Origin of the sequence: Micromonospora sp. NPDC048898 (genome assembly GCF_043198035.1) — a bacterium.
In the GTDB taxonomy this organism is placed as follows: Bacteria; Actinomycetota; Actinomycetes; order Mycobacteriales; family Micromonosporaceae; genus Micromonospora.
In genome coordinates, this window is sequence record NZ_JBICUF010000008.1 from 16,860 (window position 1) to 39,871 (window position 23,012).

At 71.6% G+C, this 23,012-nt stretch carries 16 protein-coding genes; 8 read left to right on the forward strand and 8 right to left on the reverse strand.

Features of this window, described 5'->3' with window-relative positions:
* Positions 1–143: 143 nt before the first annotated feature.
* Complete coding sequence (locus ACGFIQ_RS21325) at positions 144–2,933, forward strand: BTAD domain-containing putative transcriptional regulator (protein WP_393246082.1); 2,790 nt, start codon at positions 144–146, stop codon at positions 2,931–2,933.
* A 6-nt stretch (positions 2,934–2,939) separates the two neighbouring features.
* Here ACGFIQ_RS21325 and ACGFIQ_RS21330 read toward each other — a convergent pair whose 3' ends face one another.
* The 3 genes from ACGFIQ_RS21330 to wrbA form a co-directional block, all read right to left on the reverse strand.
* Positions 2,940–3,677, reverse strand: a complete 738-nt coding sequence (locus tag ACGFIQ_RS21330; RefSeq protein WP_393246085.1) for a tetratricopeptide repeat protein — start codon at positions 3,675–3,677, stop codon at positions 2,940–2,942.
* 79 nt (positions 3,678–3,756) lie between these two features.
* Positions 3,757–4,497 (reverse strand): GNAT family N-acetyltransferase, encoded by a 741-nt coding sequence (locus tag ACGFIQ_RS21335; RefSeq protein WP_393246087.1) that lies wholly within the window; start codon positions 4,495–4,497, stop codon positions 3,757–3,759.
* A gap of 145 nt (positions 4,498–4,642) precedes the next feature.
* Positions 4,643–5,242, reverse strand: a complete 600-nt coding sequence (wrbA, locus tag ACGFIQ_RS21340) for an NAD(P)H:quinone oxidoreductase (RefSeq protein ID WP_393246089.1) — start codon at positions 5,240–5,242, stop codon at positions 4,643–4,645.
* Positions 5,243–5,507: 265 nt separating this feature from the next.
* On the opposite strand from wrbA, the gene ACGFIQ_RS21345 reads away from it, so the two are divergent.
* Positions 5,508–6,452, forward strand: a complete 945-nt coding sequence (locus tag ACGFIQ_RS21345; protein ID WP_393246091.1) for an acyltransferase domain-containing protein — start codon at positions 5,508–5,510, stop codon at positions 6,450–6,452.
* A 27-nt stretch (positions 6,453–6,479) separates the two neighbouring features.
* On the opposite strand, the gene ACGFIQ_RS21350 is transcribed toward ACGFIQ_RS21345, so the two are convergent.
* Together ACGFIQ_RS21350 and rph are read right to left on the reverse strand one after the other, a co-directional pair.
* On the reverse strand, positions 6,480–6,914 hold the full coding sequence (locus tag ACGFIQ_RS21350) for a VOC family protein (RefSeq protein WP_393246093.1): 435 nt from the start codon (positions 6,912–6,914) through the stop codon (positions 6,480–6,482).
* An 87-nt stretch (positions 6,915–7,001) separates the two neighbouring features.
* On the reverse strand, positions 7,002–9,602 hold the full coding sequence (rph, locus tag ACGFIQ_RS21355) for a rifamycin-inactivating phosphotransferase (RefSeq protein ID WP_393246095.1): 2,601 nt from the start codon (positions 9,600–9,602) through the stop codon (positions 7,002–7,004).
* Positions 9,603–9,896: 294 nt separating this feature from the next.
* Between rph and ACGFIQ_RS21360 the strand changes: the two genes are divergently transcribed.
* Positions 9,897–11,303 carry an acyl-CoA synthetase gene (locus ACGFIQ_RS21360; RefSeq protein WP_393246492.1) on the forward strand — a complete coding sequence of 469 codons (1,407 nt, stop codon included), beginning with the start codon at positions 9,897–9,899 and terminating at the stop codon, positions 11,301–11,303.
* 87 nt (positions 11,304–11,390) lie between these two features.
* Here ACGFIQ_RS21360 and ACGFIQ_RS21365 read toward each other — a convergent pair whose 3' ends face one another.
* Positions 11,391–13,784 carry an FtsX-like permease family protein gene (locus ACGFIQ_RS21365; RefSeq protein WP_393246097.1) on the reverse strand — a complete coding sequence of 798 codons (2,394 nt, stop codon included), beginning with the start codon at positions 13,782–13,784 and terminating at the stop codon, positions 11,391–11,393.
* A complete protein-coding gene (locus ACGFIQ_RS21370) occupies positions 13,781–14,473 on the reverse strand; it encodes an ABC transporter ATP-binding protein (protein ID WP_393246099.1) in 693 nt (230 codons plus the stop codon). Before ACGFIQ_RS21370 ends, ACGFIQ_RS21365 begins: the two co-directional genes overlap by 4 nt.
* 205 nt (positions 14,474–14,678) lie before the next feature.
* On the opposite strand from ACGFIQ_RS21370, the gene ACGFIQ_RS21375 reads away from it, so the two are divergent.
* From ACGFIQ_RS21375 to ACGFIQ_RS21390, 4 genes are all read left to right on the forward strand, one after another.
* Entirely contained in the window at positions 14,679–16,049 is a 1,371-nt protein-coding gene (locus tag ACGFIQ_RS21375; RefSeq protein WP_393246101.1) for a sensor histidine kinase, read from the forward strand.
* Positions 16,046–16,705: a response regulator gene (locus ACGFIQ_RS21380; protein ID WP_393246103.1), complete on the forward strand. Its 660-nt coding sequence runs from the start codon at positions 16,046–16,048 to the stop codon at positions 16,703–16,705. Before ACGFIQ_RS21375 ends, ACGFIQ_RS21380 begins: the two co-directional genes overlap by 4 nt.
* 374 nt (positions 16,706–17,079) lie before the next feature.
* On the forward strand, positions 17,080–18,555 hold the full coding sequence (locus ACGFIQ_RS21385) for a family 43 glycosylhydrolase (protein ID WP_393246105.1): 1,476 nt from the start codon (positions 17,080–17,082) through the stop codon (positions 18,553–18,555).
* 78 nt (positions 18,556–18,633) lie between these two features.
* Entirely contained in the window at positions 18,634–20,274 is a 1,641-nt protein-coding gene (locus ACGFIQ_RS21390; protein WP_393246107.1) for an RICIN domain-containing protein, read from the forward strand.
* A 48-nt stretch (positions 20,275–20,322) separates the two neighbouring features.
* Here ACGFIQ_RS21390 and ACGFIQ_RS21395 read toward each other — a convergent pair whose 3' ends face one another.
* On the reverse strand, positions 20,323–21,588 hold the full coding sequence (locus ACGFIQ_RS21395) for a prolyl oligopeptidase family serine peptidase (protein WP_393246109.1): 1,266 nt from the start codon (positions 21,586–21,588) through the stop codon (positions 20,323–20,325).
* Between the two features lie 157 nt (positions 21,589–21,745).
* Between ACGFIQ_RS21395 and ACGFIQ_RS21400 the strand changes: the two genes are divergently transcribed.
* Complete coding sequence (locus ACGFIQ_RS21400; protein WP_393246111.1) at positions 21,746–22,984, forward strand: MFS transporter; 1,239 nt, start codon at positions 21,746–21,748, stop codon at positions 22,982–22,984.
* Positions 22,985–23,012: the final 28 nt, after the last annotated feature.

Here is a 23,012-nt window from a genome sequence, read left to right on the forward strand (position 1 = left end):
GCTGACGTGGCGCTGAAAATGCCGGCACCGTCCGGTGCCCGACTGAGCCGTCCAGGCCGCCTGTTCCGTCGATAACCTGAGTCGAATCGTGTGGTTGAGGCGGGGGCGGTCCAGTGCGAGTCAGGCTTCTCGGACCAGTCGATGTGACCACGGAGACCACGGCCCAGCCGATTTCCGGCCTCCGCCGCAAAGGCGTGCTCGCCGTGCTCGCCCTGCACCCGGGCGTCATCGTCAGCACCGATCGCCTGATCGACGTGATCTGGGGGGACCAGGCTCCCGCCACCGCGCCGAACAGCCTGCAGAGCCACGTGTCCTACCTGCGTCGCGCCCTCGGCGCCCGTGCGGCGATCATGGGTCGTCCGCCCGGCTACGTGCTGGATCTGCCGGGCGACGCCACCGACGTCGAGGTGGCCGAGCGGCTCATCCGCGAGGGCACCCGGTCGACCGACCACGGGCAGGCCCGCACGCTGCTGGCCGGTGCCCTCGACATGTGGCGGGGTCGTTCACTTGCCGACGTCGCCAGCATCGACTGGCTGCACGCGCAGGCCGAACGCCTGGAGCACCTCCGGTTGGTCGCCGTGCGAGCACTCGTCGACAACCGCCTGGCGCTCGGCGAGCACGCTTCACTCGTACCGGAGTTGGAGCTGTTGGCCCAGCAACATCCCCTCGACGAGCACATCCACGAACAACTCATGGTGGCGCTCTACCGCGCCGGCCGACAGTCCGACGCGCTCGCGACGTACCGCCGATTGCGCCGCACCCTGCGCGACGACCTGGGCATCGAGCCGAGCCGGGCGTTGCGCGACCGGGAGGGCGCCATCCTGGTGCAGGACCCGGCGCTCGCCTGGTCGGCGCCGGCCGGCGAGGTGGTCGCGGCCCGCGCGTCCGCGCCGGCTCAACTACCCCCGGCGGTACGCGCCTTCGCCGGTCGTCACGTCGAGTTGCGCTGGCTTGACGAACGGCTCGGCCGGCCGGGTGACCCCGACCCACCGGCGATGGTCATCGCGGCTCTCTCCGGGACACCCGGAGTCGGCAAGACCACGCTCGCCGTGCACTGGGCCCACCAGGTCGCCGACCGCTTCCCGGACGGCCAGCTCTACGTCAACCTGCGTGGCTTCGACGCCGGTGGGGCCGTGCTGGATCCCGCCGACGCGATCCGCGGTTTCCTGGACGCGCTCGGTGTGCCGGTGGAGCGCGTCCCCGCCGGCCTGCCCGCCCAGGCCGCCCTCTACCGCAGCCTGCTGACCGGCCGGCGGGTCCTCGTCCTGATCGACAACGCTCGCGACGCCGAGCAGGTCCGCCCGCTGCTGCCCGGCTCGGCCGGCTGCCTCGCCGTGGTGACCAGCCGCAACCAGCTCACCTCGCTGGTCGCCGGCGAGGGTGCCCACCCGCTCGCGCTCGACCTGCTGCCCGCAGGCGAGGCCCGGGACCTGCTGGCCCGCCGGCTGGGCAGTGATCGGGTGGCCAACGAGCCGACCGCCGTCGCTCAGATCATCGCGAGCTGCGCCCGACTGCCCCTCGCGCTGGCCGTCGCCACCTCGCGGGCCGCCACCCGCCCCGGCTTTCCGCTGGCGGCCCTTGCCGGGGAGTTACGCGAGGCGGCCGACGCGTTGGACGCATTCGACGGCGGCGACCCGACCACCGACGTACGCGCGGTCTTCTCGTGGTCCTACCGAGCGCTGAGCCCGGCGGCCGGTCGGATGTTCCGGCTGCTGGGGTTGCACCCCGGCCCGGACGTCGCCGTGCCCGCGGCGGCCAGCCTGGCCGGCGCCTCCCTGCGCGAGGCCCGGTCGCTGCTGACCGAGCTGACCCGCACCCACCTGCTCATCGAGCACACCCCTGGTCGGTACGCGTTCCACGACCTGCTCCGCGTCTACGCGAGCGAGCTGACCCACGACCTCGACAGCGACGACGAGCGCCAACGTGCCGTGCGCCGGGCGCTCGACTCCTATCTGCACATCGCGTACGCCGGTGCCCGGCTGCTGCAACCCTTCCGCGACCCGATCGACCTGGGCATCGTCCACCCTGGCGTCGTGGCGGTGGCACCGGCCGACGCCGAGCAGGCGATGGCCTGGTTCGTCGCGGAGCATCCGGTGCTGCTCAACGCCATCACCCGCGCCGCCGACGACGGTCTGTACGCGCACGCGTGGCGGTTGGCCTGGACGATGGCCGACTTCTTCGACCGCAAGGGTCACTGGCAGGACTGGGTCGCGACCCACGAGACGGCGTTGACCGCCGCCGACCTGCTCGCCGACAGTTGGGCAGCCGCGAGCGTACGCCGTGGTCTCGGCCGTGCCCGCGCCCAACTCGGCCAGTTCACCGAGGCGCACGCCCAACTCCGACAGGCGGCCCACCTGTACGCCCTGCTGGGTGACGTGACCGGCCAGGCGCACGTGGCCCGCAGCATCGCCTGGGTCTGCGCCCGGCAGGGGCGTCACCGGGAGGGGCTGTCGCACGCCCAGCACGCACTGAAGCTGTTCGAAGCCCTCGGCGACCGGGCCCTGCAGGCCCGCGCTCTCAACTCGGTCGGCTGGCAGTACGCCCAGCTCCGCGACCATGGCGCCGCCCTGCGCCACTGCCGGCGGGCACTGCAGCTCGTACGTGAGGTGGGCGACCGGTTCGGCGAGGCCAACACCTGGGACAGCATCGGCTACGCCCACCACCACCTCGGCGACTACCCGCAGGCCACCGCCTGCTACCAGCGGGCGGTGGAGTTGTTTCGTGACCTTGGTGACCGCTACTACGAGGCCGACACGCTCACCCACGCCGGGGAGAGTCACCAGGCGGCGGGCGACCCGCAGGCCGCTCGGCTCGCCTGGCTGCGGGCGTTGGACATCCTCGCCGCACTCGGCCATCCCGACGCCGAGCGGCTCCGCGCCACGCTCCGCCACCACCCGTCGGTGCGCCCCACCGCGCCGTCGACCTGCGCCTGACCCAGCTCAGCCGCCGGAGTCGTCACCCTCGGCGAACGCCGCCTGCGGTTCGAGACGCTGGCCCCGCGCGTACTCCTGGGCGTAGCCGGCCGGGCCGAGTGCCTCGACCGCGGCCGCCCGCACGGCTGCCAGGTCGGCGGCGTCGTCGGGATCCGGCACCTGGCCCAGTGCCGCGAACGCGGCGTCGGTGACGGCGACCATCCGGGCGGCCCGCGCGTGGTCGCCGTGGGCCGACGCGAGCGCGGCGCCCGCCACGCAGACGTACGGGACGAAGTCCGCCCAGCCGTTGCGGAAGACCCTCTCGCGACTCGCGGCGAACAACGCACTCGCCGCGTCGAGATTGCCGAGACCCAACTCGCAGAACGCGAGGTTGTGGGTCTCCGAGTTGACGACCTCGGGCTGGCCCAGGGCCTCGTTGAGCGCGATGCTCTCCCGGTAGAGCTCCCGGGCGCGGGCCAGGTCACCGGACATCCGTGCCACGGCGGCCAGCACGTGGCGGGGCCGCTCCTCCAGACTCCGGTCGCCGGCGCCAACCGCGACCGCGAGCGCCTCCCGAGCGCGTGCCTCCCCACCGGCGAGGTCACCCCCGCGGATGGCGACCCGGGCGAGGCTGTAGCGGGCCTCCACCTCTCCCGCCGGATCACCGGCGGCCCGCGCCCTGTCGATCTCGACCTCGCTCATCCGCACCACCGCGGCGGTCTCGCCCCGGCGGAAGGCCGAGCGGACGTCGTCGCTGAAACCCATGTCTGTCCTTCCCTCTCCGCTGCGGTCATCCTGCGCGAACGCGTGCTCGTCAGCCCGCCGTTCGTCAGCCCGCCGTTCGTCAGCCCGCGGTGAAGCTGGTCCAGGTCTCCACGAGACCGAACCCCATCGACTCGTAGAGCGCCCGGCCCATCGCGCTCGACTGCAGGTAGGCGGCGTCCGCGCCGGCCGCGATGCCGTCTCGCAGTACGGCCTCGGTGATCGTGCGGCCCAGCCCGCGGCCTCGTGCGGATGGCACGACGGCGATGTTGAACACGCCGACCACGCCGGAGGTCGACATCCCGAGCCCGGTGCCGACGGGCCGACCGGACTCCTCGGCCAGGTAACCGGTGATGGAGTCGGCGTCGAGCACACCGCCGCCCATCAGTGGGCCGAAGATGCCCTCGGGGGCTTCGAAGCCCCGGGTGAGGGTGTCGGTGTAGAGGTCGGCCTCCGCCGCGCGGACCTGGCGGACCAACTCCCGCCGCCGTGAGTCGGCCCGGAACACGACGTCGTCCGCACCGCAGGCCAGCATCGGCAGATCACTGCGGTGCAGCAGCCCGTGTCGAGCCGCGAGAGCGCGGACCTCGTCGTCCGCCTCGCCGCGAACCATGATCGACCAGTGCGCGGCCTGCCTGCCGACCTCGACCGCCATCTCGTCGAGCGCCACGAGGTCCGGCTTGAGCGTCGTGTCGTAGGCCGCGTTCAGCGCCGCCACCCCGGCGTGGGTCAGTGCTGCGCGTGCGGTGCCCCGCTCGGCGTACCAGCCCTTCGGGGTGACCGCACAGAGGTTCCTGATGGCATCGAAGTACGACGCGGCCATCCGCTCGGCGATGGTGTTGATCGGAACCCCCTCGTGTTGTCCGCAGCCACCAACCCCAGCTCTGCGGCACCCTGACCAGGCCGTGAAGCGTTCGAGTATGCCTGGGCCGGTCTCCGTCGATGGAAACCGGCCCCAGCGAGGGCGGTCAGGCGGCGAGCTTGTTGGCGATCTTGACGACCCGCTGAGCCATGTGGTCGAGGGCGTTGAGCTGAGCGTCACCCAGCGGCGCGTCGTTGCTGCCGCCGGTCACGTGCGAGACGCCGTACGGGTTGCCGTCCGCGAACTTCAGCGGGTCGGTGTAGCCGGGTGCGACGACGACGCCGCCGAAGTGGTGGATCGTGTTGTAGAGCGCCAGCAGAGTCGACTCCTGGCCACCGTGGGCGGTCATGGTCGCGGTGAAGCCGGCGTACACCTTGTCGGCCAGCAGGCCCTGCGCCCACTGCGGGCCCAGGGTGTCGAGGAACTGCTTGAGCTGGCTGGCGACGTTGCCGAACCGGGTGGGCGAGCCGAACAGCACCGCGTCGGCCCAGACGAGGTCGTCGGCGGTCGCCTTCGCCTCGTTCTTCGTGGCGTCGAAGTGCTGGCTCCAGGCGGCGTTGGAGGCGATGGCCTCCTCCGGGGCAAGCTCCGGAACCTGACGCAGGCGCACCTCGGCACCGGCCTTCTCGCCAGCCTCGGCGAGCCGCTGGGCCATGGCGTGGATGGTGCCGGTGGCGGAGTAGTAGATGACGGAGAGCTTGGTCATCGAAGGGTCCCTTCTCGAAGTAGTTGCTAGCGATAAAGTTGCGGCAGCAACAATCTGACTCTAGCAACGGGAGCGGGAGACCGCCACCGAGGCCCGGGCCGGGCGGGAAATGCCGACAAAACGGCAGTTACCGCCCTGGGGCAGGCTTGGCTTGCAGAAAACCGGGCTATCCGCCCCGCCCGGACACCCCGACATTCGGGAAACCGAGTCGATCACCCCAACCCGGTGGCCGATCGGGCGAGTCCGCGGCCGGTACGATCGGCGCGTGGATCTGGACGTCACCGCCGACCGGCTCGGGGTGCCCGTCGAGGACGTCGACCGCGTGCACCGCCTCGCCGACGACCGGCCGTCCGCTCCGCTCCCGCTCAAGGCGGACGCGCCCGCGCTCCTCGACCGGCTCGCCGTACGGCCGGACGACGCCGCCGAGATCATGGCGGGCTGGCCCGACCCCGGCTCGCCACTGTGGACTCCGGAGCTGCGCTGGCTGCTCGACCGCTCGACCGCTCTGGTTGCCGCCGATCTCGGCGGCCACGGCTGGCTGCCGCCCGGCCCCGCACTGCGGCGCGACCGAGGCCCCGCCTGGCGGCATCTCTACGTGTACGCGTACCTGGCCCTGGTCGCCGTCGCCCGGGGATACCACCGTGAGCACGGCATCGCCGACGACGTGTCCTGGGTGACCCTGGCGGACCTGGGCCGCAACCTCGCGATCGACAGGCGGATGCGCCGCGAGGGGTGGCCGGTCATGCAGAGTTGGCTGACACTGCACGCACGCGGCGGCCTCTTCGAGCTGGGCCGACTGCAGCACCAGCGCGGCGGTACCGCCATCGATCTGCACATCCCCGAGGCGGGGCCGCTGACCCCGGCGGCTGTCGACGCGTCACTCGACGAGGCCCGCGCCTTCTTTCCCCGCCACTTCCCCGACGAGCACTACACCGCGTTCGCCTGCGGCTCCTGGCTGCTGGACCCGCAGTTGCGGGAGTACCTGCCCGATGACTCCAACATCATCCGGTTCCAGCAGCGGTTCGAGTTGGACCCCTACGAGGAGCCCGAGGGCATCGACGCCGACGTCGAGGTGCTGCGGTTCGCGTTCCGCACCCTGAGCACGCCACTCGACCAGCTGCCGCGCGGCACCGTGCTCCAGCGTGCGGTCGTCGACCACCTGGCGGCCGGCCGCCACTGGCGCTGGCGCCGGGGCCGACTTCCCATCTAGCCCGACCCGACTGTCAGGCCCGGCTGCTCAGTCGAGGCAGAACTCGTTGCCCTCGACGTCCTGCATCAGGAGGCACGACTCGTTGTCCTCGTCGGCGGTGAGCAGCCGTACGCGCGTCGCACCGAGCGCGACAAGCCGCGCGCATTCGGCCTCCAGTACGGCCAGCCGCTCATCACCCACCAGGCCGGTGCCGACCCGTACGTCAAGATGCAGGCGATTCTTGACGACCTTGCCCTCGGGAACGCGCTGGAAGTACAGGCGCGGACCCACCCCGGTGGGATCGGCGCAGGCGAACGCGGAACCCTGCTTCTCCGGTGGCCGCGCCCGATCGAAGTCGTCCCAGCTGGCGAACCCCTTCGGCGGCGGCGGTACGACGTAACCCAACACCGCACACCAGAAACGGGCGACGCGCTCGGGCTCCGCGCAGTCGAAGGTGATCTGGACCTGCCTGACCGACGCCATCACTCCACCCTAGAAGGGATCTCCTCGTCGCCCGGCACCGCCCCTGCCGCACGGTCCACCAGACGGCCACCCCCGACGCCTGGTCGGTCAGGACAGAATCTCGACGTACCCGTCGCTGCCGTGTACGCGGATCCGCTGCCCGTCGGCAATCAGCCGGGTGGCGTCCACCACGCTGACGACAGCCGGCAGACCGTACTCCCGGGCGATCACCGCGCCGTGCGTCATCAGGCCGCCGACCTCCGTCACCAGGCCCGCGACGGCGACGAAGAGAGGCGTCCAGCTCGGGTCCGTGTGGGCCGTGACGAGGATGTCGCCCGGTTCGAGATGAGCCTGGGCCAGGTCCAGGATGACGCGGGCACGCCCCTCGACCGTCCCGGCGGACACCGGTAGGCCGATCAGAGCGCCGGCCGGCACGTCGTCGCGCCGGTATGCCCCGGTGATGGCCTCGCCGTCCGAGGTCAGCACCCGGGGCGGCGTGAGCGCGTGGTACGACCGGAACTCGTCCCTGCGGCGCTGGATCAGTGCGTCGTCCACCGCCTGGTTCGTGCGCACGACGTCGTGCAACTCCTGGAACGTGAGATAGAAGACGTCCTCCCGGTCACGGAGCACGCCGGCCCGCACGAGGCGCTCGGCCTCTCGCATCAGGGCCTGCTTGTAGACGAAGTAGCGGCTGATGATGCCGTACTTCGGGTACTCCCGATAGCCGACGAAGGTCCGGACCCGGTCGATCATCCGCTTGGTCTCGTCGGCCTTCTGCTCCCCGTCCGGCAGTGCCCGCAGGCGTGTCAACACCTCGCGTTCCTTCTCCCGCGCCTCCTGCCGCCCCTGCTCGAAGCGCCGCTGGGCGGCACCCGGCTCGAAGTTCGCGACGTTGTCCAGGAGCACGGGCACGAGCGTGGCGGGGCGTTCGCGCCACCGCGGCCTGGTGATGTCGATCTCGCCGACGCAGCGCATGCCGTACCGGTCGAGGTAGGCCTCGATGGCGTCGCGCGCCTCGGGCCCGCCCGCGAGCTTCGGCAGCTCGTCCAGGAAGCCGTCGTCCTGGACGCCCCGCAGGAACGCCACCACCTCCGGATGCGGACGGATCACGTCCGCGACGTCGAGCAGCGCGAGCCCCATCTCCGACGTGACGTTGCCGGGGGCGGACAGGGTGAGGATGTCGGCCGCGTTCCTCTCGCCCAACCACTCCCCCAGCCGGTCGTTGAGCCACCAGGTGGCCTCCATCCCCGCCATGATCGCCTGCATGCTCAGCGGATCGCCGAGGTCGCGCTTGTGCTCCGCGAAGGCCGTCAGCAGGTAGTCGAACAGCGCCGGGCCACTCAACGCCGCGATGTCGTGCCGCAGGGCGGTGACGGCCGCCTCGCTGCGCTCGATCAGTTGGGTCACGATGGCGGGATCGGTCTCGATCGGGGCGGACGCACCCCGAACCGGCGGACTGACGGAACCGCTGTCCGCGAGCGCCGGAACGAGGTCGGGGCGCTCCAGGACCGTCTCCAGCGCGTCCCTGGTCAGCGGGTCGGTCCGGTCCGCCATCTTCAGGAACCCGGCCCGGCTCCCGGGCGAGGCCAGGATCCGGGTGGCGTCGACGAACAGTCTCCCGCCGGCATCGAGCATCGGCGCCATGGCCGTCAGCTGCCACATGGAGAGCCCCAGCGGCTTCATGGGGTCGGTCATCATCTGCTGGTGACCGACGGAGAGGTAGACATGGTTCTCCTGGTCGCCGACTGCGGGGATGGGGAAGAGCGTGGTGATCGGCCGGCTCTGCACGATCTGGAAGTCGTCGTCGACCAGACACCATTCGATGTCCTGTGGCCGTCCGAAATGCGCCTCGATCCGTCGCCCGAGCTGCACGAGTCGTACGATCTGCGCATCCGTGAGCGCCGGTTGCTCCTGCCGCTGCGGGTCGATCGTCACCTCCCGCGTCCCACCGGTCGGCAGGGCGTGCACGGCGACCCGCTTGGCGGCGACGGTCCTGGCGATGACCGCACCGTCGCGCACCGCGAAGACGTCCGGGTTCACCCGCCCGGAGACCAGGGCCTCACCGAGGCCGAAGCTCGCGTCCACGGTGGCGACCTTCCGGTTGCCGGTGACGGGGTCCGCCGTGAACAGGACGCCGGCCGACTGGGGGAAGACCATCTGCTGCACGACCACGGCCATGCCGACCCTCCGGTGGTCGAAGCCGTTGCGCAGGCGGTAGGTCACGGCCCGCTCGGTGAACAGCGACGCCCAGCACCGGCTGAGGTGCCCAAGGATCGCCGCCGGGCCCAGGACGTTCAGGTAGGTGTCCTGCTGACCGGCGAAGGACGCGGTCGGCATGTCCTCTGCCGTCGCGCTGGATCGCACGGCGTAGGCGGATCGCTCGCCGAGCACGGCGAGCCGCCGGGTGATCGCCGCGGCGAGATCGCCAGGGATGGGGGTCCCCTCGATGTTCCGGCGGACCTGCGCGCTGAGCGCTCCGATCGCCTCCCGGTCATCCGGGCTCAGGCGTGACAGCTGATCGAGCGCATCGTCGATCGCCGGTGCGTCCGCCAGGATCCGCCGGAAGGCGGCGGTCGTCACGCAGAAGCCAGCCGGCACGCCTATGCCGTCGATCCGGGACAGGCTTCCCAGGTTCGCGGCCTTGCCGCCGACGAGCGCGACACGCGTCTCGTCAACCTCTCGAAGATCCAACACGTACTGCTCGATCATTGCCACACCTCCCGGTTAGCCGCGGTCGCGGGCAACCGCACCGCCACTCCCGACCGCGGATCGCGGTGGCCGCGTCCCCCGTACAACGAACACACACCCACGTCGGGCCCCCGTTTTCCTTGTCGACGCCGCGTTCGGCCGCCGATTCTGCGGCACGACCCGGGCCTTGCCGCAAGCCCCCCGCTGCGCTATAAGTTAGAAGTGGCAGGGAGTCTGATCTCCTTGCCTTTTGCTTTTGTCGGCCGTCGCGCGCCGGTGCGCGCCGCGGGGTACGACGAGAAGGGGCACCTGCCTGTGCTGCTGAGTTGGCTGCTCGCGTCGACCGACGAGCACCCGGACGCGATCCGCGTCGACGACCGGGCGACGTCGTGGGTGGAGTTGCGGCGGCTCGCCGGTGCGGTGGCCGACGACCTGCGTGGTGTGGACCGTGTCGCAATCGACGCGACCGCCAGCCTGCACACCGTGGTCGGCGTCGTCGGCGCGCTGCTGGCCGGGTCGGCGGTGATACCGGTGCCACCGGACGCCGGCCCGATGGAACGGGAGCACATCCTGCGCGACGCGGCGCCCGGAGCGTTGCTCGTGCCGGCCGACGCGGAGCGCCGCGAGGCACCCGACGGGCTGCCGACCATTCCGATCGACCTCGCGCGACGATCGGACACCAACCATCCGGAGCCGGATCCGGCCGGCATCGCGCTGATTCTCTACACCAGCGGCACCACCGGCGCGCCGAAGGGCGTGACGCTCTCCCGCCGCGCCATCGCCGCCTGCCTCGACGGGCTCGCCGCGGCCTGGCAGTGGACGCCGGACGACCTGCTCGTGCACGGCCTGCCGCTGTTCCACGTACACGGGCTGGTGCTCGGGGTGCTCGGCCCCCTGCGCGTGGGCAGCCGGCTGCACCACGTGGGCCAACCCCGCCCCCAGCGGTACGCGGCGGCGGCCGGCTCCCTCTATTTCGGCGTCCCCACCATCTGGTCCCGGATCGCCGCCGACGAGCCCTCGGCCCGGGCCCTGCGCGCCGCGCGGCTGCTCGTGTCGGGCAGCGCGGCTCTGCCCGCGACCGTCTTCGCCGACCTGACCCGGCTCACCGGCCACCAGATCGTCGAACGGTACGGGATGACCGAAACGTTGATCACGGTGAGCGCCACCGCCGACGGCCCCCGCCGCCCGGGCGCCGTCGGTCTGCCGTTGCCGGGGGTACGCACCCGCGTCGTCGACGAGCAGGGCCGATCGATGCCCACCGACGGGGTGGCGATGGGCGAGCTTGAGGTGTGCGGCCCGACCCTCTTCGACGGGTACCTGAACCGGCCCGACGCGGACGCCGCCGCCCGCACCACGGACGGGTGGTTCCGCACCGGCGACGTGGCCACGATCGGTCCGGACGGCTGGCATCGCATCGTCGGCCGGGCAGCCACCGACCTGATCAAGAGCGGCGGTTACCGGATCGGCGCCGGCGAGGTGGAGGACGCGCTGCTGGCGCATCCCGGCGTCCGGGAGGCCGCGGTGGTGGGCACGCCGCACCCGGACCTCGGCCAACAGGTGACGGCGTACGTCGTGGGTGACGCGCTCGACGAGGCGGATCTGATCGAGTTCGTGGCCCGGCAGCTGTCGACACACAAGCGTCCCCGGCAGGTGCGGCTGGTCGAGGCCCTGCCGCGCAACGCTCTGGGCAAGGTGCAGAAGAGCCGGCTCCGGGCGGACTGATCCCCCACCGGCCGCCGCAGCTGAGCTCCTGGTGCGGGCAGGTGACCGCCGCTCACGGGCAACCCCGTGAGCGGCGGTTCCTTCTCGTCACTCCGTTCGCAGTGCCACCGCGACCCGGGTCTTCGCCGCCCAGCCGGCCGGCAGCAGGGCGCCGACCACGGCGATGACCAACCCGCCGAGACCGAAGAGCAACAGGTCGACCGAGCTGTACACGTCCAGGACCGCGTCCGGCAGACGGAAGCCCACGCTGCTCGCCATCTCGGTGATGACCGTGCGTTGCAGCAGCACGCCGACCCCCGCACCGACCGCGCCGCCGACCAGGCCGGTGACCACGACCGAGGCGATGACCATCACCGTGGTCTGCCGGGGTGTCATCCCGAGCGCCTTGTGCACGCCCAGGTCGTGGACGCGTTCCCGGGTCTCCAGGACAACCGTGTTCAGCACGCCGAGGCCGGCGACGACCATCAGCAGGAGGCTGAGCAGACCGGTCAGCGCGTTGATGATGATGATCATCTCGTCGGGCTCGTGGTTGAGGCCGTCAGCCACCGCGCCGAACGGGTCCAGGGCCGCCGTCAACGCCGTGGCGTACGCCCTGGCGTCGGTGCCGGGCTCCACCGTGACGTAGTACATCGACGGTGCCAGCTCCGGCTCGGCCGCCCGCAGCGTGGCGACGTCGGTGACGACCTGCATGCCGTCGTCGTCGATGTTGAACGCCTCACCGACGATCGTGACGGGGATGTCGACGCCCTTGTCGGTCAGCACGACGCGGTCACCGACCCCTTTTCCGGCCGCCGTGAGGAACGGCGTCGAGACGACGATCTGCGCCGGGCCGGTCAGCCAGGTCCCCGACACCATCCGGTAGTAGCGCGCCGCGTCCGGCCCGGTGACGGCGACCGCGTTCAGCTCGCCGGTGATCCCCGCGGCGGTGACCTCGCTGCGGGCCGTGCCCAGGTACCCGTCGGTGCCCGCCTGGTCGGCGATCACCCGCTCGATCGCCGCCGGGTCGCCGAACGGCTGCTCCTGCACCGGACCCGGTCGCTGCCCCGGGCCCGGCGGCTGCCCCGGGCCCGGCGGCGGGCCGCCCTGCGGCATCCGGTGCGGCTGCCCGACCTGGACGTCGGCGATGTCCTCGACCTCCTGGATCCGGTTCAGCGACGTACCGAGACCGACCGCGAAGGTGACCGCTGCCGCGCCGAACGCGATCGCGGCGACGATGCTCACCGCTCGTACCGGTCGGGCGAAGGGGTGCGCCAGGCCGAGCGTCACCGGCCGGGAGATCGGCAGCCTGCTGGTCAGGCGGGCCGCCCACCGACCGCGGCCGGGCCGGGGGGTACGCCCGACGGCGAGCGCGTCGACGCTGCGCAACCGGCCGGCCCGGACCGCGGCGGCCAGGGCGGTCACCGCCACGAGGGTGAGCGCGCCGCCGGCCACCACCGCGTCGACCCAGAGCGCGACCCCGTTGTCGTCCGTACCGTAGATCCGGTCGGTCTGGGCGAGGATCGGCACGGTCAGGAGGTTGCCGGCGACCACACCGAGCGCCGCACCGACAGTGGCCGGGATGAGCGCCTGCCCCACGTACGCCCGGACCACCTGGGCCGGCGTGAAGCCGAGCGCCTTGAGGATGCCGATCCGGCGGGTGGCGGTGGAGACCGCGCCGGCGATGACGTTGCCGATGATCAGCACCGCCATGACCACACCCAGCATGCCGAAGGCGATCAGGAACGGCACCAGCAGGACGGTCTCACCGGTGGCCTCCCGGCGGACGTCGAGCCACGACACGGCGCTGTCGAGCGCGGCGGCGGGGACGGACGCCTGCACCGCGGTCCGACCGGCCTGGACCTGGGCGGCCGTGCCGGCCTCGGTGAAGCGGTAGAGCATCTGGTAGGCGCGCGGGCCGTCGGGACCGGTCCAGGCCACGAGCTGCGCCGGGGTGGTCCAGGCGTCGGCGGTCTGACTGGCCGACCGGGCCAGCCCGACGACTGTCACCGACGGGCTGCCCGGCGCGTCGGACACCGTCCACCGCTGGCCGAGCACCTTCGGCGGTAACCGCAGGCGCTCCCCCGTGGCCAGCACGATCTCCCCCGGGCCGGTCGCCCACCGGCCGTCGACGACGTCGACCCGGTCGACCGCGCCGCCCGGATCGGCGCGTCCGACGACGGTCAGCGGCGGCACCGGGTTACCCGTCGGGCTGGTCAGGTTCAGCTCCGCGTTCGGGAACGGTCCCGCCGACCCGGCGACCCCGGCGACGCCCGCGGAGGCGGCCAGCTGCGCCTCGGTGACCGCGTCCGCGTCGAACTGGGCGGCGAGGTGCGCGCCCTGCTGCTGGCTGAAGGCCCGGTCGAAGGGTCCGCGGGAGGCCACCATCAGCGAACCGCCGAGGACGGCCGAGGTCACCGCGATCATCACGACCAGACCGATCACGACAGTCTGTACGCGTCGCCGCCCGACCCCGGCGCGGACGACCCGAGCCAGCGCGCTCATCGGATCCGCTCCAACGCGGAGTCGGCGGCGACCTGCCCGTCCAGGAGCTGGACGGTCCGGGTCGCGCACCGCTCGGCGAGGACCAGGTCGTGGGTGACCACGACGATGGTCTGGCCGTCGGCGTGCAGTTCGGTCAGCAGGCGCATGACCTCCTCGCCGGAGGCGGTGTCCAACGCCCCGGTCGGCTCGTCGGCCAGCAGCAGCGGCGGCCGGTTCATCAGCGCGCGGGCGACGGCGACCCGCTGGCGTTCACCGCCGGAGAGCCTCCCGGGGTACGCGCCGGCGTGTCGGTCGACGCCGAGCCGGCCGAGCAACTCGGCCGCCCGCCGCTGCGCGGTGCCGCGGCCCATCCCGGCCAGCTGTGCCGGCAGCATGACGTTGTCGGCGACGGTCAGGTCGTCGAGGAGGTTGAAGAACTGGAACACCAGGCCGATCCGGGCCCTCCGGTACCGGGCGGAGGCCGCCTCGCCGAGCTGGTCGACCCGCACCCCGTCGACGGTGACCGTGCCGGTGCTCGGCCGGTCCAGCCCGGCCACCAGGTTCAGCATCGTCGACTTGCCGCTGCCGGACGGGCCGAGGATCGCCACCGCCTCGCCGGGCGCGACACTCAACGACACCGCACGCAGCGCCGGTGGCCCTTCGTCGTACCGGCGTGTCACCTCGTGCAACTCGATAAGCGGTGTGGTCATGTCCCCGTCTCCTCAGGTGGTGGTGAGCTGGCGGGGCTGACGCTAGGGGCGGGGACGAGTCGGACACATCGGCAGCGGGAGGCATCTTCGGTACCGCGTCGGGATGAGCACTGCCGGCGTCATCCCTGCGAGGTAGGCGTGTGATGTAGCGACACCGCTCGCCTGGCGGATGCCCACCGGCGCGGTCGGCACCGAGAATGAACAGATGACGGGGCGTGCGGTGTTGATCCGGCTGTGGTCGCACATCCGGTCCCTGGCGCGTCCGGTGGGCCAGTTGCCGCCGTTGTCGCGCCGGGGGCAGCTGTTCGACGCGCTCCTGGCACTCGGGCTCGGCCTCCTCGCCATCCAGGCGGGTACGGGTGACGCTGACGGGCCGAGGCCGTACCGGGTCGAGGTGGATCGGGGTGAGCTCTGGCGGGGTCCGCCGGTGCCACCCGACCCGGTGTGGCCACCCTTCCTGCCGGTCGAGGACGACGGCACCGGCTGGACGGCGGCGCTGCTCATCCTCGTCGTGCTTCCGTTGGTGTTTCGCCGCCGGTACCCGTTGGGGACGCTCTGGGTGGTGCTGGCGAGCGCCGGGCTGGTCGACGACAATCCGGCCGCGCTGCGGCTGTCCTTCTTCGCCTGCGTGGTGGCCGGCTACAGCGCCGCTGTCTTCAGCCCGTACAAGATCCTGGCGTTGGCCAGCCTGCCGGCCGCCGCGATCCTGCACGCCGGGTTGCAGTCGGACGCCAGCTCGGTGTCCGACAGCGCCGTGCCGTTCCTGATCCTGCTGCCGATCGCGGTGGCCGCCGACGGGCTACGCCGGTGGAAGGAGCACGCCGACGAGGGCCGGGCGCGGATGGTGGCCATGGAGCACGAGCAGGTGGAGGCGCTGCGCCGGGCGACGGAGGTCGAACGGGCCCGGATCGCCCGGGAGTTGCACGACGTGGTGACCCACAACGTGAGCGTGATGGTGATCCAGGCCGGCGCGGCCCGCAAGGTGATGGAGTCCAGGCCCGAGGACGCCCGGGCGGCGCTGCTCGCGGTCGAGGCCGGCGGCCGGGCGGCGATGACCGAGCTGCGGCACGTGATGGGTCTACTCACCATGGACGACGACGTTCTCGGGCAGGAGGGCGGGACCGACCTGGTGCCGCAGCCCGGTCTCGACGGGCTGGGTGCGCTGGTGCAGCGGGTACGCGACTCGGGGGTCACGGTCGAGCTCGTCGTCCGCGGGCAGCGGGGGCCGCTGCCGTCGGGCGTCGAGCTGACCGTCTACCGGCTGGTGCAGGAGGCGTTGACGAACGCGGTCAAACACGCTGCCGGCGCATCCGTGCGCGTGCTCGTCGAGTACGGCGGGGAGCACCTGCGCGTCGAGGTCACCGACACCGGCGGCCGAGCCGGCGTGACCACCGGCACCGGGCGAGGGCTGATCGGTCTGCGCGAACGGCTCGCGGTCTACGGTGGCACGCTCGCGGCGGGTCCACGACTCACCGGCGGGTACCGTGTCCAGGCCCTGATCCCGATGGAGAATGTCGTGGTCGACGGCGTCGCGGACGACGGTCGGACGGGCGCACCGTTGGGGGGCGAGGCATGACCGCACCACTGCGGGTGGTGGTCGCCGACGACCAGGCGTTGGTCCGGGCCGGGTTCCGGATGATCCTGACCGCCGACGGGATCGACGTGGTCGCCGAGGCGACGACCGGGGTCGAGGCGGTCGACGCGGTCCACCGGCACCGGCCCGACGTGGTCCTGATGGACATCCGGATGCCCGACCTGGACGGTCTCGCGGCCGCCCGCCAGATCCTCGCCGGCGTTGGCGAGGCGCCGCGCATCATCATGCTCACGACCTTCGACCTGGACCAGTACGTGTACGCGGCACTGACCGCGGGAGCCAGCGGCTTCCTCCTCAAGGACGTCACTCCGGAGCATCTGGTGGGTGCGGTCCGGCTGGTCCGCTCCGGCGACGCGCTGCTGGCGCCGACGATCACCCGGCGGCTGGTGCAACGGTTCGCCCAGCGCGACACCGACCCGCCGACCATCCACCGGGACCTGTCCGCCCTGACCCCGCGTGAGCTGGAGGTGCTGGGCCTGCTGGCCCACGGCCTGAGCAACGCCGAACTCGCCGGTCGCCTGCACCTGTCGGAGGCGACAGTGAAGACGCACGTCGCCCGGATCCTGGCCAAGCTGGGCCTGCGCGACCGGGTCCAGGCCGTCGTCGTCGCGTACCGGACCGGGCTGGTCGCCCCCTGACCGTGGTCCGGCGCAAAAGCCGGCGACGGCGGTGCCCGCCCGAGGTCACCGGCATGGTCGACGTGCTGAGGCCCGACTGCGCGGCCGGCATACCAGGCCGTGCAGGTCACGACCAGAATTCCTTGACACACGTCGATGTTAACGCCAACACTATGACCGCAACCTGGGCGCAACGCCACCGTCATGTTTCCCGGCCCGCTCGCTCTCCGTCCCCGGCGGGACGCCGCAGGTAGGCCGCCCGTGGTGGTGTCGCCACCAGGCCCGACCCCGCCCGGTTCGCGGTCGCTGCTCGGGCGTTCAACCGGTCGACCCCGACAGGTCGGCTGGTACCGCCGTCCTGACCACCGGTCGCCCACGAACCTCACGGAGGACAGATGCCGCTGCCACTCCCCCACGCCAACCGCCGCGCCCCCGGACGTCTACGGTCGGCCGTGGCCGCGGTGCTGGTGGTGCTCGCCGTGTCGGCCGGCCTGCCAGCGGCGGGGCCGGCGCAGGCCGCACCGGCCGTCAACTACACGAACCCGCTGGTGAACCAGCGGGCCGACCCGCACATCTTCCGGCACACCGACGGCTACTACTACCTGACCGCCACCGTGCCGCAGTACGACCGGATCGTGCTGCGACGGGCGACGACCCTGCAGGGGCTGGCGACGGCGGCGGAGTCGACGATCTGGAGCCGGCACACCAGCGGAGAGATGGGCGCCCACATCTGGGCACCGGAGATCCACTTCATCAACAACAGGTGGTACATCTACTTCGCCGCCGGCCGGGCCGACGACGTGTGGCGGATCCGGATGTACGCGCTGGAGAACGCCAGCGCGAACCCGCTCACCGGTTCGTGGACCGAACGTGGACGGATCACGACACCCTGGGACACCTTCAGCCTGGACGCCTCGACCTTCGTCGCGAACGGGGTGCGCTATCTGACCTGGGCGCAGCAGGAGCCGGGCATCTCCAACAACTCCAACGTCTACCTCGCCCGGATGGGTGCCAACCCGTGGCAGATCACCGGCACCGTGACCCGGCTCGTCGTGCCGACGTACGACTGGGAGACCCGCGGCTACCGGGTCGCCGAGGGGCCGGCGGTGATCCAGCGCAACGGCCGCATCTTCCTGACCTACTCGGCCAGCGCCACCGATGCCAACTACTGCCTCGGGATGCTGAGCGCCTCCACCACCGCGAACCTGCTCGACGCCGGCTCCTGGAGCAAGAGCCCCAACCCGGTGTTCGTCAGCAACGCCGCCACCAGCCAGTACGGCCCCGGCCACAACTCGTTCACCGTCTCCGAGGATGGGCAGAGCGACATCCTGGTCTATCACGACCGCAACTACCGCGACATCAGCGGTGACCCGCTCAACGATCCGAACCGGCGGACCCGGCTGCAGAAGGTGTACTGGAACGCCGACGGCACCCCGAACTTCGGCATTCCGGTGCCCGACGGAGTCACCCCGGTCCGGCTGCGTTCCCACGACCTGACCACCAGCTACGTCCGGCACTGGGAGTACCGGGCCCGGATCGAGCCGAACGTGACGAATCTGGCGGACTCGCAGTTCCGGATCGTCAACGGGCTCGCCGGCGGCGGATCGGTGTCGCTGGAGTCGACGAACTTCCCCGGGTACTACCTGCGCCACCGGGGCTACGCCCTGTACGTCGAGAAGAACGACGGCTCGGCCCTCTTCGGCGGTGACGCGAGCTTCCGTCGCCAGTCCGGCCTCGCCGACAGCGCCGGGATCTCCCTGGAGTCCCACAACTTCCCGGGCCGACACGTGCGTCACCGCGGCGGCCTGCTCTACGTGGAGCCGGTGAGTTCGAGCGCCGACCGCGCCTCGGCCACCTTCCACCTGGAATAGCCGCCCACCGGCTGCGGTGCCCGCGGCCGTCGACACCCGTCCCGGCTCGCCCGGAGCCGATCCCGTCCAGGAGGAGCGATGCCCTTTCCCAGCAGGACAAGACCGCCCGGCGGCGGATCGATCCGGGCGGGCCTGGTGCTCGCCATGATCACCACGCTGGTCGGCGCGGCCGCCGCCGTCGTCGTCGGCGCACCGCCGGCAGCGGCGGCGAGCATCGACACCAACGCCTACTACGTCCTGGTCAACAGATACAGCGGCAAGGTGCTCGACGTCCGGGACACCTCGACGGCGGACGGCGCCGTGCTGCAGCAGTGGTCCCGCAACGACGGCGCGTGGCAGCAGTTCCAGTTCGTCTCCTCCGGCGGCGGTTACTACCGCCTCAAGGCTCGGCACAGCGGCAAGGTCGTCGACCTCTGGGAGTGGAACACCGCCGACGGTGCCGACTTCCGCCAGTGGCCCGATGCCAACGGCGCCAACCAGCAGTTCCAGGTCCTCGATTCCGACGGCGGTTACGTCCGGCTGATCAACCGCCACTCCGCCAAGGCACTCGAGGTCTGGGAGCGGTCCACCGCCGACGGCGGCCGGATCAGCCAGTACGCCGACGGCAACGGCCCGAACCAGCAGTGGCAGTTGGTCGCGGTCGGCGGCAGCACGCCACCGACCGGGTGTGGCAGCGGGTCGAGCAACGCCGAGGCCGTGCTGAGCGGAAGCACCTGGACGGCCCGCAACGGCTCGTCGACCGTCTACTCGGGTGCGGACATGTTGTCGGCGATGCAGGCGGCGGTCACCTCGCTGTCGGCGGGTCGTACGTCGAAGCAGCGGGTGGTGGTGCGCGGCTCCGGCTCGATGAGCGCGGGCGCACGGTTGTCACTGCCGTCGTACACGACCCTGGCCGTGTGCGGCACGATCAACGTGACCGGGTCGGGCTCGGGTGACCAGGCACCTGTGTACTCGCGGGGGACCACCGACGTCGAGGTGCAGAATCTCACGCTGACCGGGTCCCCGTTGTACGGGATCTTCATGCGCAACGTGAACAACCTGACCCTCGGGCAGATCGACATGCGGCTCTCCGCCGGCCTGGGCGTCCGCATCGACAACCACGGCGGTGACCGGGCGGTCAAGGTTCGCAACGTCCGCATCGACACCGTGTACGTGTCCGGGACCGGGACGCACGGGGTGGAGACCTACGGTGTGGACGGTCTGACGATCGGCACGGTCACAGCACGCAACACCCGCGACTCCGGCCTGCTGCTCAACGACACGATCAACGCCACGATCGGCACTGTCGACGCGCAGGGCGCCGGGACCGGCACCGGGTACGCGGCGTTCCGGATGGCCAACCGCAACGGTCGGGTGGGCAACTCGTACCCGACGAACATCCGGGTCGGCACCGTGCTCGCGTCCGGGGGAGGCCGAGGGATCTTCTGCGTGTCCGAGTCCGGTGGCGCGGTCATCGACCGGGTGACGATCTCGAACACCGGCAACAACGCGATCCTGGTGGAGAACTGCTACAACGTCGTGATCGCCGGGGTGGCCGGGACGGTGACCGGCGGCGGTGAGGTGCGGATCGCGGCACGGACCGAGTTTCCGATCTCCTCCGGCATCCGGTTGCAGAACCTGACAGTCAGCGGCACCAACATCACCCAGAGCCCCTGCGGCGGGGCGAACAACACCATCAGCAACGTCACGCGGGTCAACTCGACACTCACCTGGTGTTGAACCGAGGGAGTGCGGCCCCCCGGGTTCGGGCGGCCGCACTCCCTGCGCTCACCGACGGCGGCGGGCCATCCACTGCCAGATGTGGGTGCCGTCGAGGCTCGGGTCGTTGCGGGCCACGTAGATCCAGGAGAAGTGGCCGGGGAACCGGTAGCCGTTCCAGACGACCTGGTCGTAGAGGGTGATCAGCGATCCCGGGATGAGGTCGTGGGCGTGGATCGTGTTGGTCTCCGGTGGCACGGTGTCGTCGTCGCGCGAGGTGACCAGCCAGGTCGGGGTGTGGATCGCCGCCAGTTCCGCGTCGGTGATCAGCGGCGGGCCCTGCCCGTCGAGCGGCTCGACGACGCCGCAGATCGGCACCGACGCGGCGAACAGGTCGGGATAGGTGACTGTCATCTCCAGGGACATGTAGCCGCCGTTGCTGCAGCCGACCACGTAGATCCGGTCGGGGTCGACGCGCTCGCGGCGGACCAGGTCCTGGATGATCTCGCGGATCAGCGGGGCGAAGCGGGGGCCGTCCTCCATCCAGTAGGAGGTGCTCTGCGGAGCCACGACGTACGCGCCGGAGAAGATCCGCTGCGCCTGCGGGGTGGCGAAGCCGAGCGCCCCCCGGTTGGCGCGCAGGGTGGTCTCGTTGTCGTAGTAGTCGTCGGGCAACGAGGCACCCTCGCCGGCGCCGTGCAGCCAGACGACCAGCGGCCGTCGACCGTGCCGGGGCGAGTGGTCGGGGGAATACAGCCGGTACTTCATACCCGAGCCCGAGACGTGCTGGGTGAAGGCGTCCACCTCGGGGTTCGACAGCCGTCCCTGCACGAAGCGCGTGATGGTGACCGGCGAGCCGTGACGCCGGGCGATCGGGGTGTTCTGCGTGATGGTGTAGACGAGGTCCAGCCGGACGTTGCGGCCCTTGCTCAGGATGTAGCCGAGGGTGCCACCGCCGGGTTGACCTTCGGCGTGGCTCAACTCCAGCACGATGTTGCCGTGCCGGTCGAGGCGGGCCGCGGTCACCGTACGGTCCAGGTCGTACTCGCTGAAGATCTGGTCGCCGGGAGCGATCGGGAGCGGGCTGGTGGCCTTGGCGTGCACGCTGAACGTGGCGGGGGTCAGCCCGGCCGGGTCGATCGGCCCGAGCCGGCGGGTGTCGAGGGTGACGGAGGTGACCTGCTCACCGCCGTCCAGTGTTGTCGCGTCGAGGGTGAAGCTCACGGTGCTGGGATGGCGTCCACTGGCGTGGGCGGCGAGGCCGGGCAGGGCCAGGCCGATGGCGGCACCGGCCCCACCAGCCAGAACGGTGCGACGAGTGACAGGCGTGGACATACAGCCCCCGTACGTTGCGACGTAGACGTCCGTCGATGAGATCCCAACGTAACGCCGCCGAGATCCGCTGGCAACCGGTGCCAGCGACGGGTGCTCGACTGGGCGTCGCAGCGCGGGGTCGACCGCCCATGCCCGCACCGCTATATTGAGTTCCATTATGGAACTTACTGCGTTCTGGCGTTGGTGGGTGGCAAGCACGACCAGCCACCTCGGCTCGGCGGTCGGCGGGGTGGCCCTGCCGCTGACCGCGCTTGTCGTGCTGGACGCGTCGGCGTTCGACATGGGTCTGATCACGGCGGCCGGCTACCTCGCGTACCTCCTGATCAGTCTGCCGGCGGGGGTGATCGTGCAGCGTGTGCCGCTACGCGGCATGCAGGTCGCCCTGGACCTGGTCCGGGCCCTCGCCGTCGCGTCCGTCCCCCTGGCCTGGTGGTACGACGCCCTGACGGTGGCCCAACTGGTCGTGGTCGCCCTGGTCGTGAGCTTCGCCAACGTGCTGTTCGACGTGGCGAACCAGACCTTCCTGCCGGAGATCGTGCCGGCCGCCCAGTTGCAGGCGCGCAACAGTCTCAACTCGGGCACCCATGCCGCCACCCAGCTCGGCGGGCCGTCCCTGGGCGGGCTCGCGGTGCAACTGGTGGGAGCGGTGCCCACGCTGCTCGTGGACGCCGTCAGCTATGTGGTCTCCGCGGTGCTGCTGCGCACCCTGCCGGCCCGGCAGGTGCGGCAACCGGACCAGCGGCCACCGATGGTCACGATGATCCGCGAGGGCTGGCACTACGTGCTGCGCCACCCGATCATCGGGCCGGCCATGTGGGACGCCACCGCGACGAACTTCGTCAACGGCGCCATGCTGGCGCTCTTCCCGTTCTATCTGGTGCGCGAGCTGCACGCGTCGCCGCTCCTGGTCGGGCTGCTGATCGCCGCCGACGGGCTCGGCACGCTCATCGGCGCCGCGCTGACCACCCGCTTCACCGACCGGTTCGGCACCGCACGTGGTCTGATCATCGCTGCCTTCGTCGGCGTGGTCGGCGCGCTCATGATCCCGCTGGGCACCGGCACCGCCGCCTACGTCGCCTTCGCGGTCGGGAATCTCGTCTTCGCCGGCTCCACTGTGGTGCTCAGCGTGACCACCCGCACGTACCGGATGCTCGCCAGCCCGCCGGAGCTTCTCTCGCGGGTGATCGCCACTGTCAAGTTCGTCTCCTGGGGCGCCATTCCGCTCGGTGGTCTGCTCGCCGGCGTCCTGGCCGGGCCGCTCGGCGCGCGCACGACCCTGCTGATCTTCGGCGCGCTCACCGTGCTCTCCCCGATCATCTATCTGTCGACCCCGATGCGCCGGATGCGCGACCTGCCGCTCGACCCCGCCCCGGCGCCCGCCGAAACCCGGGTGTGATCCGTCGGCGCCCGCCTCCAGGTCGGAC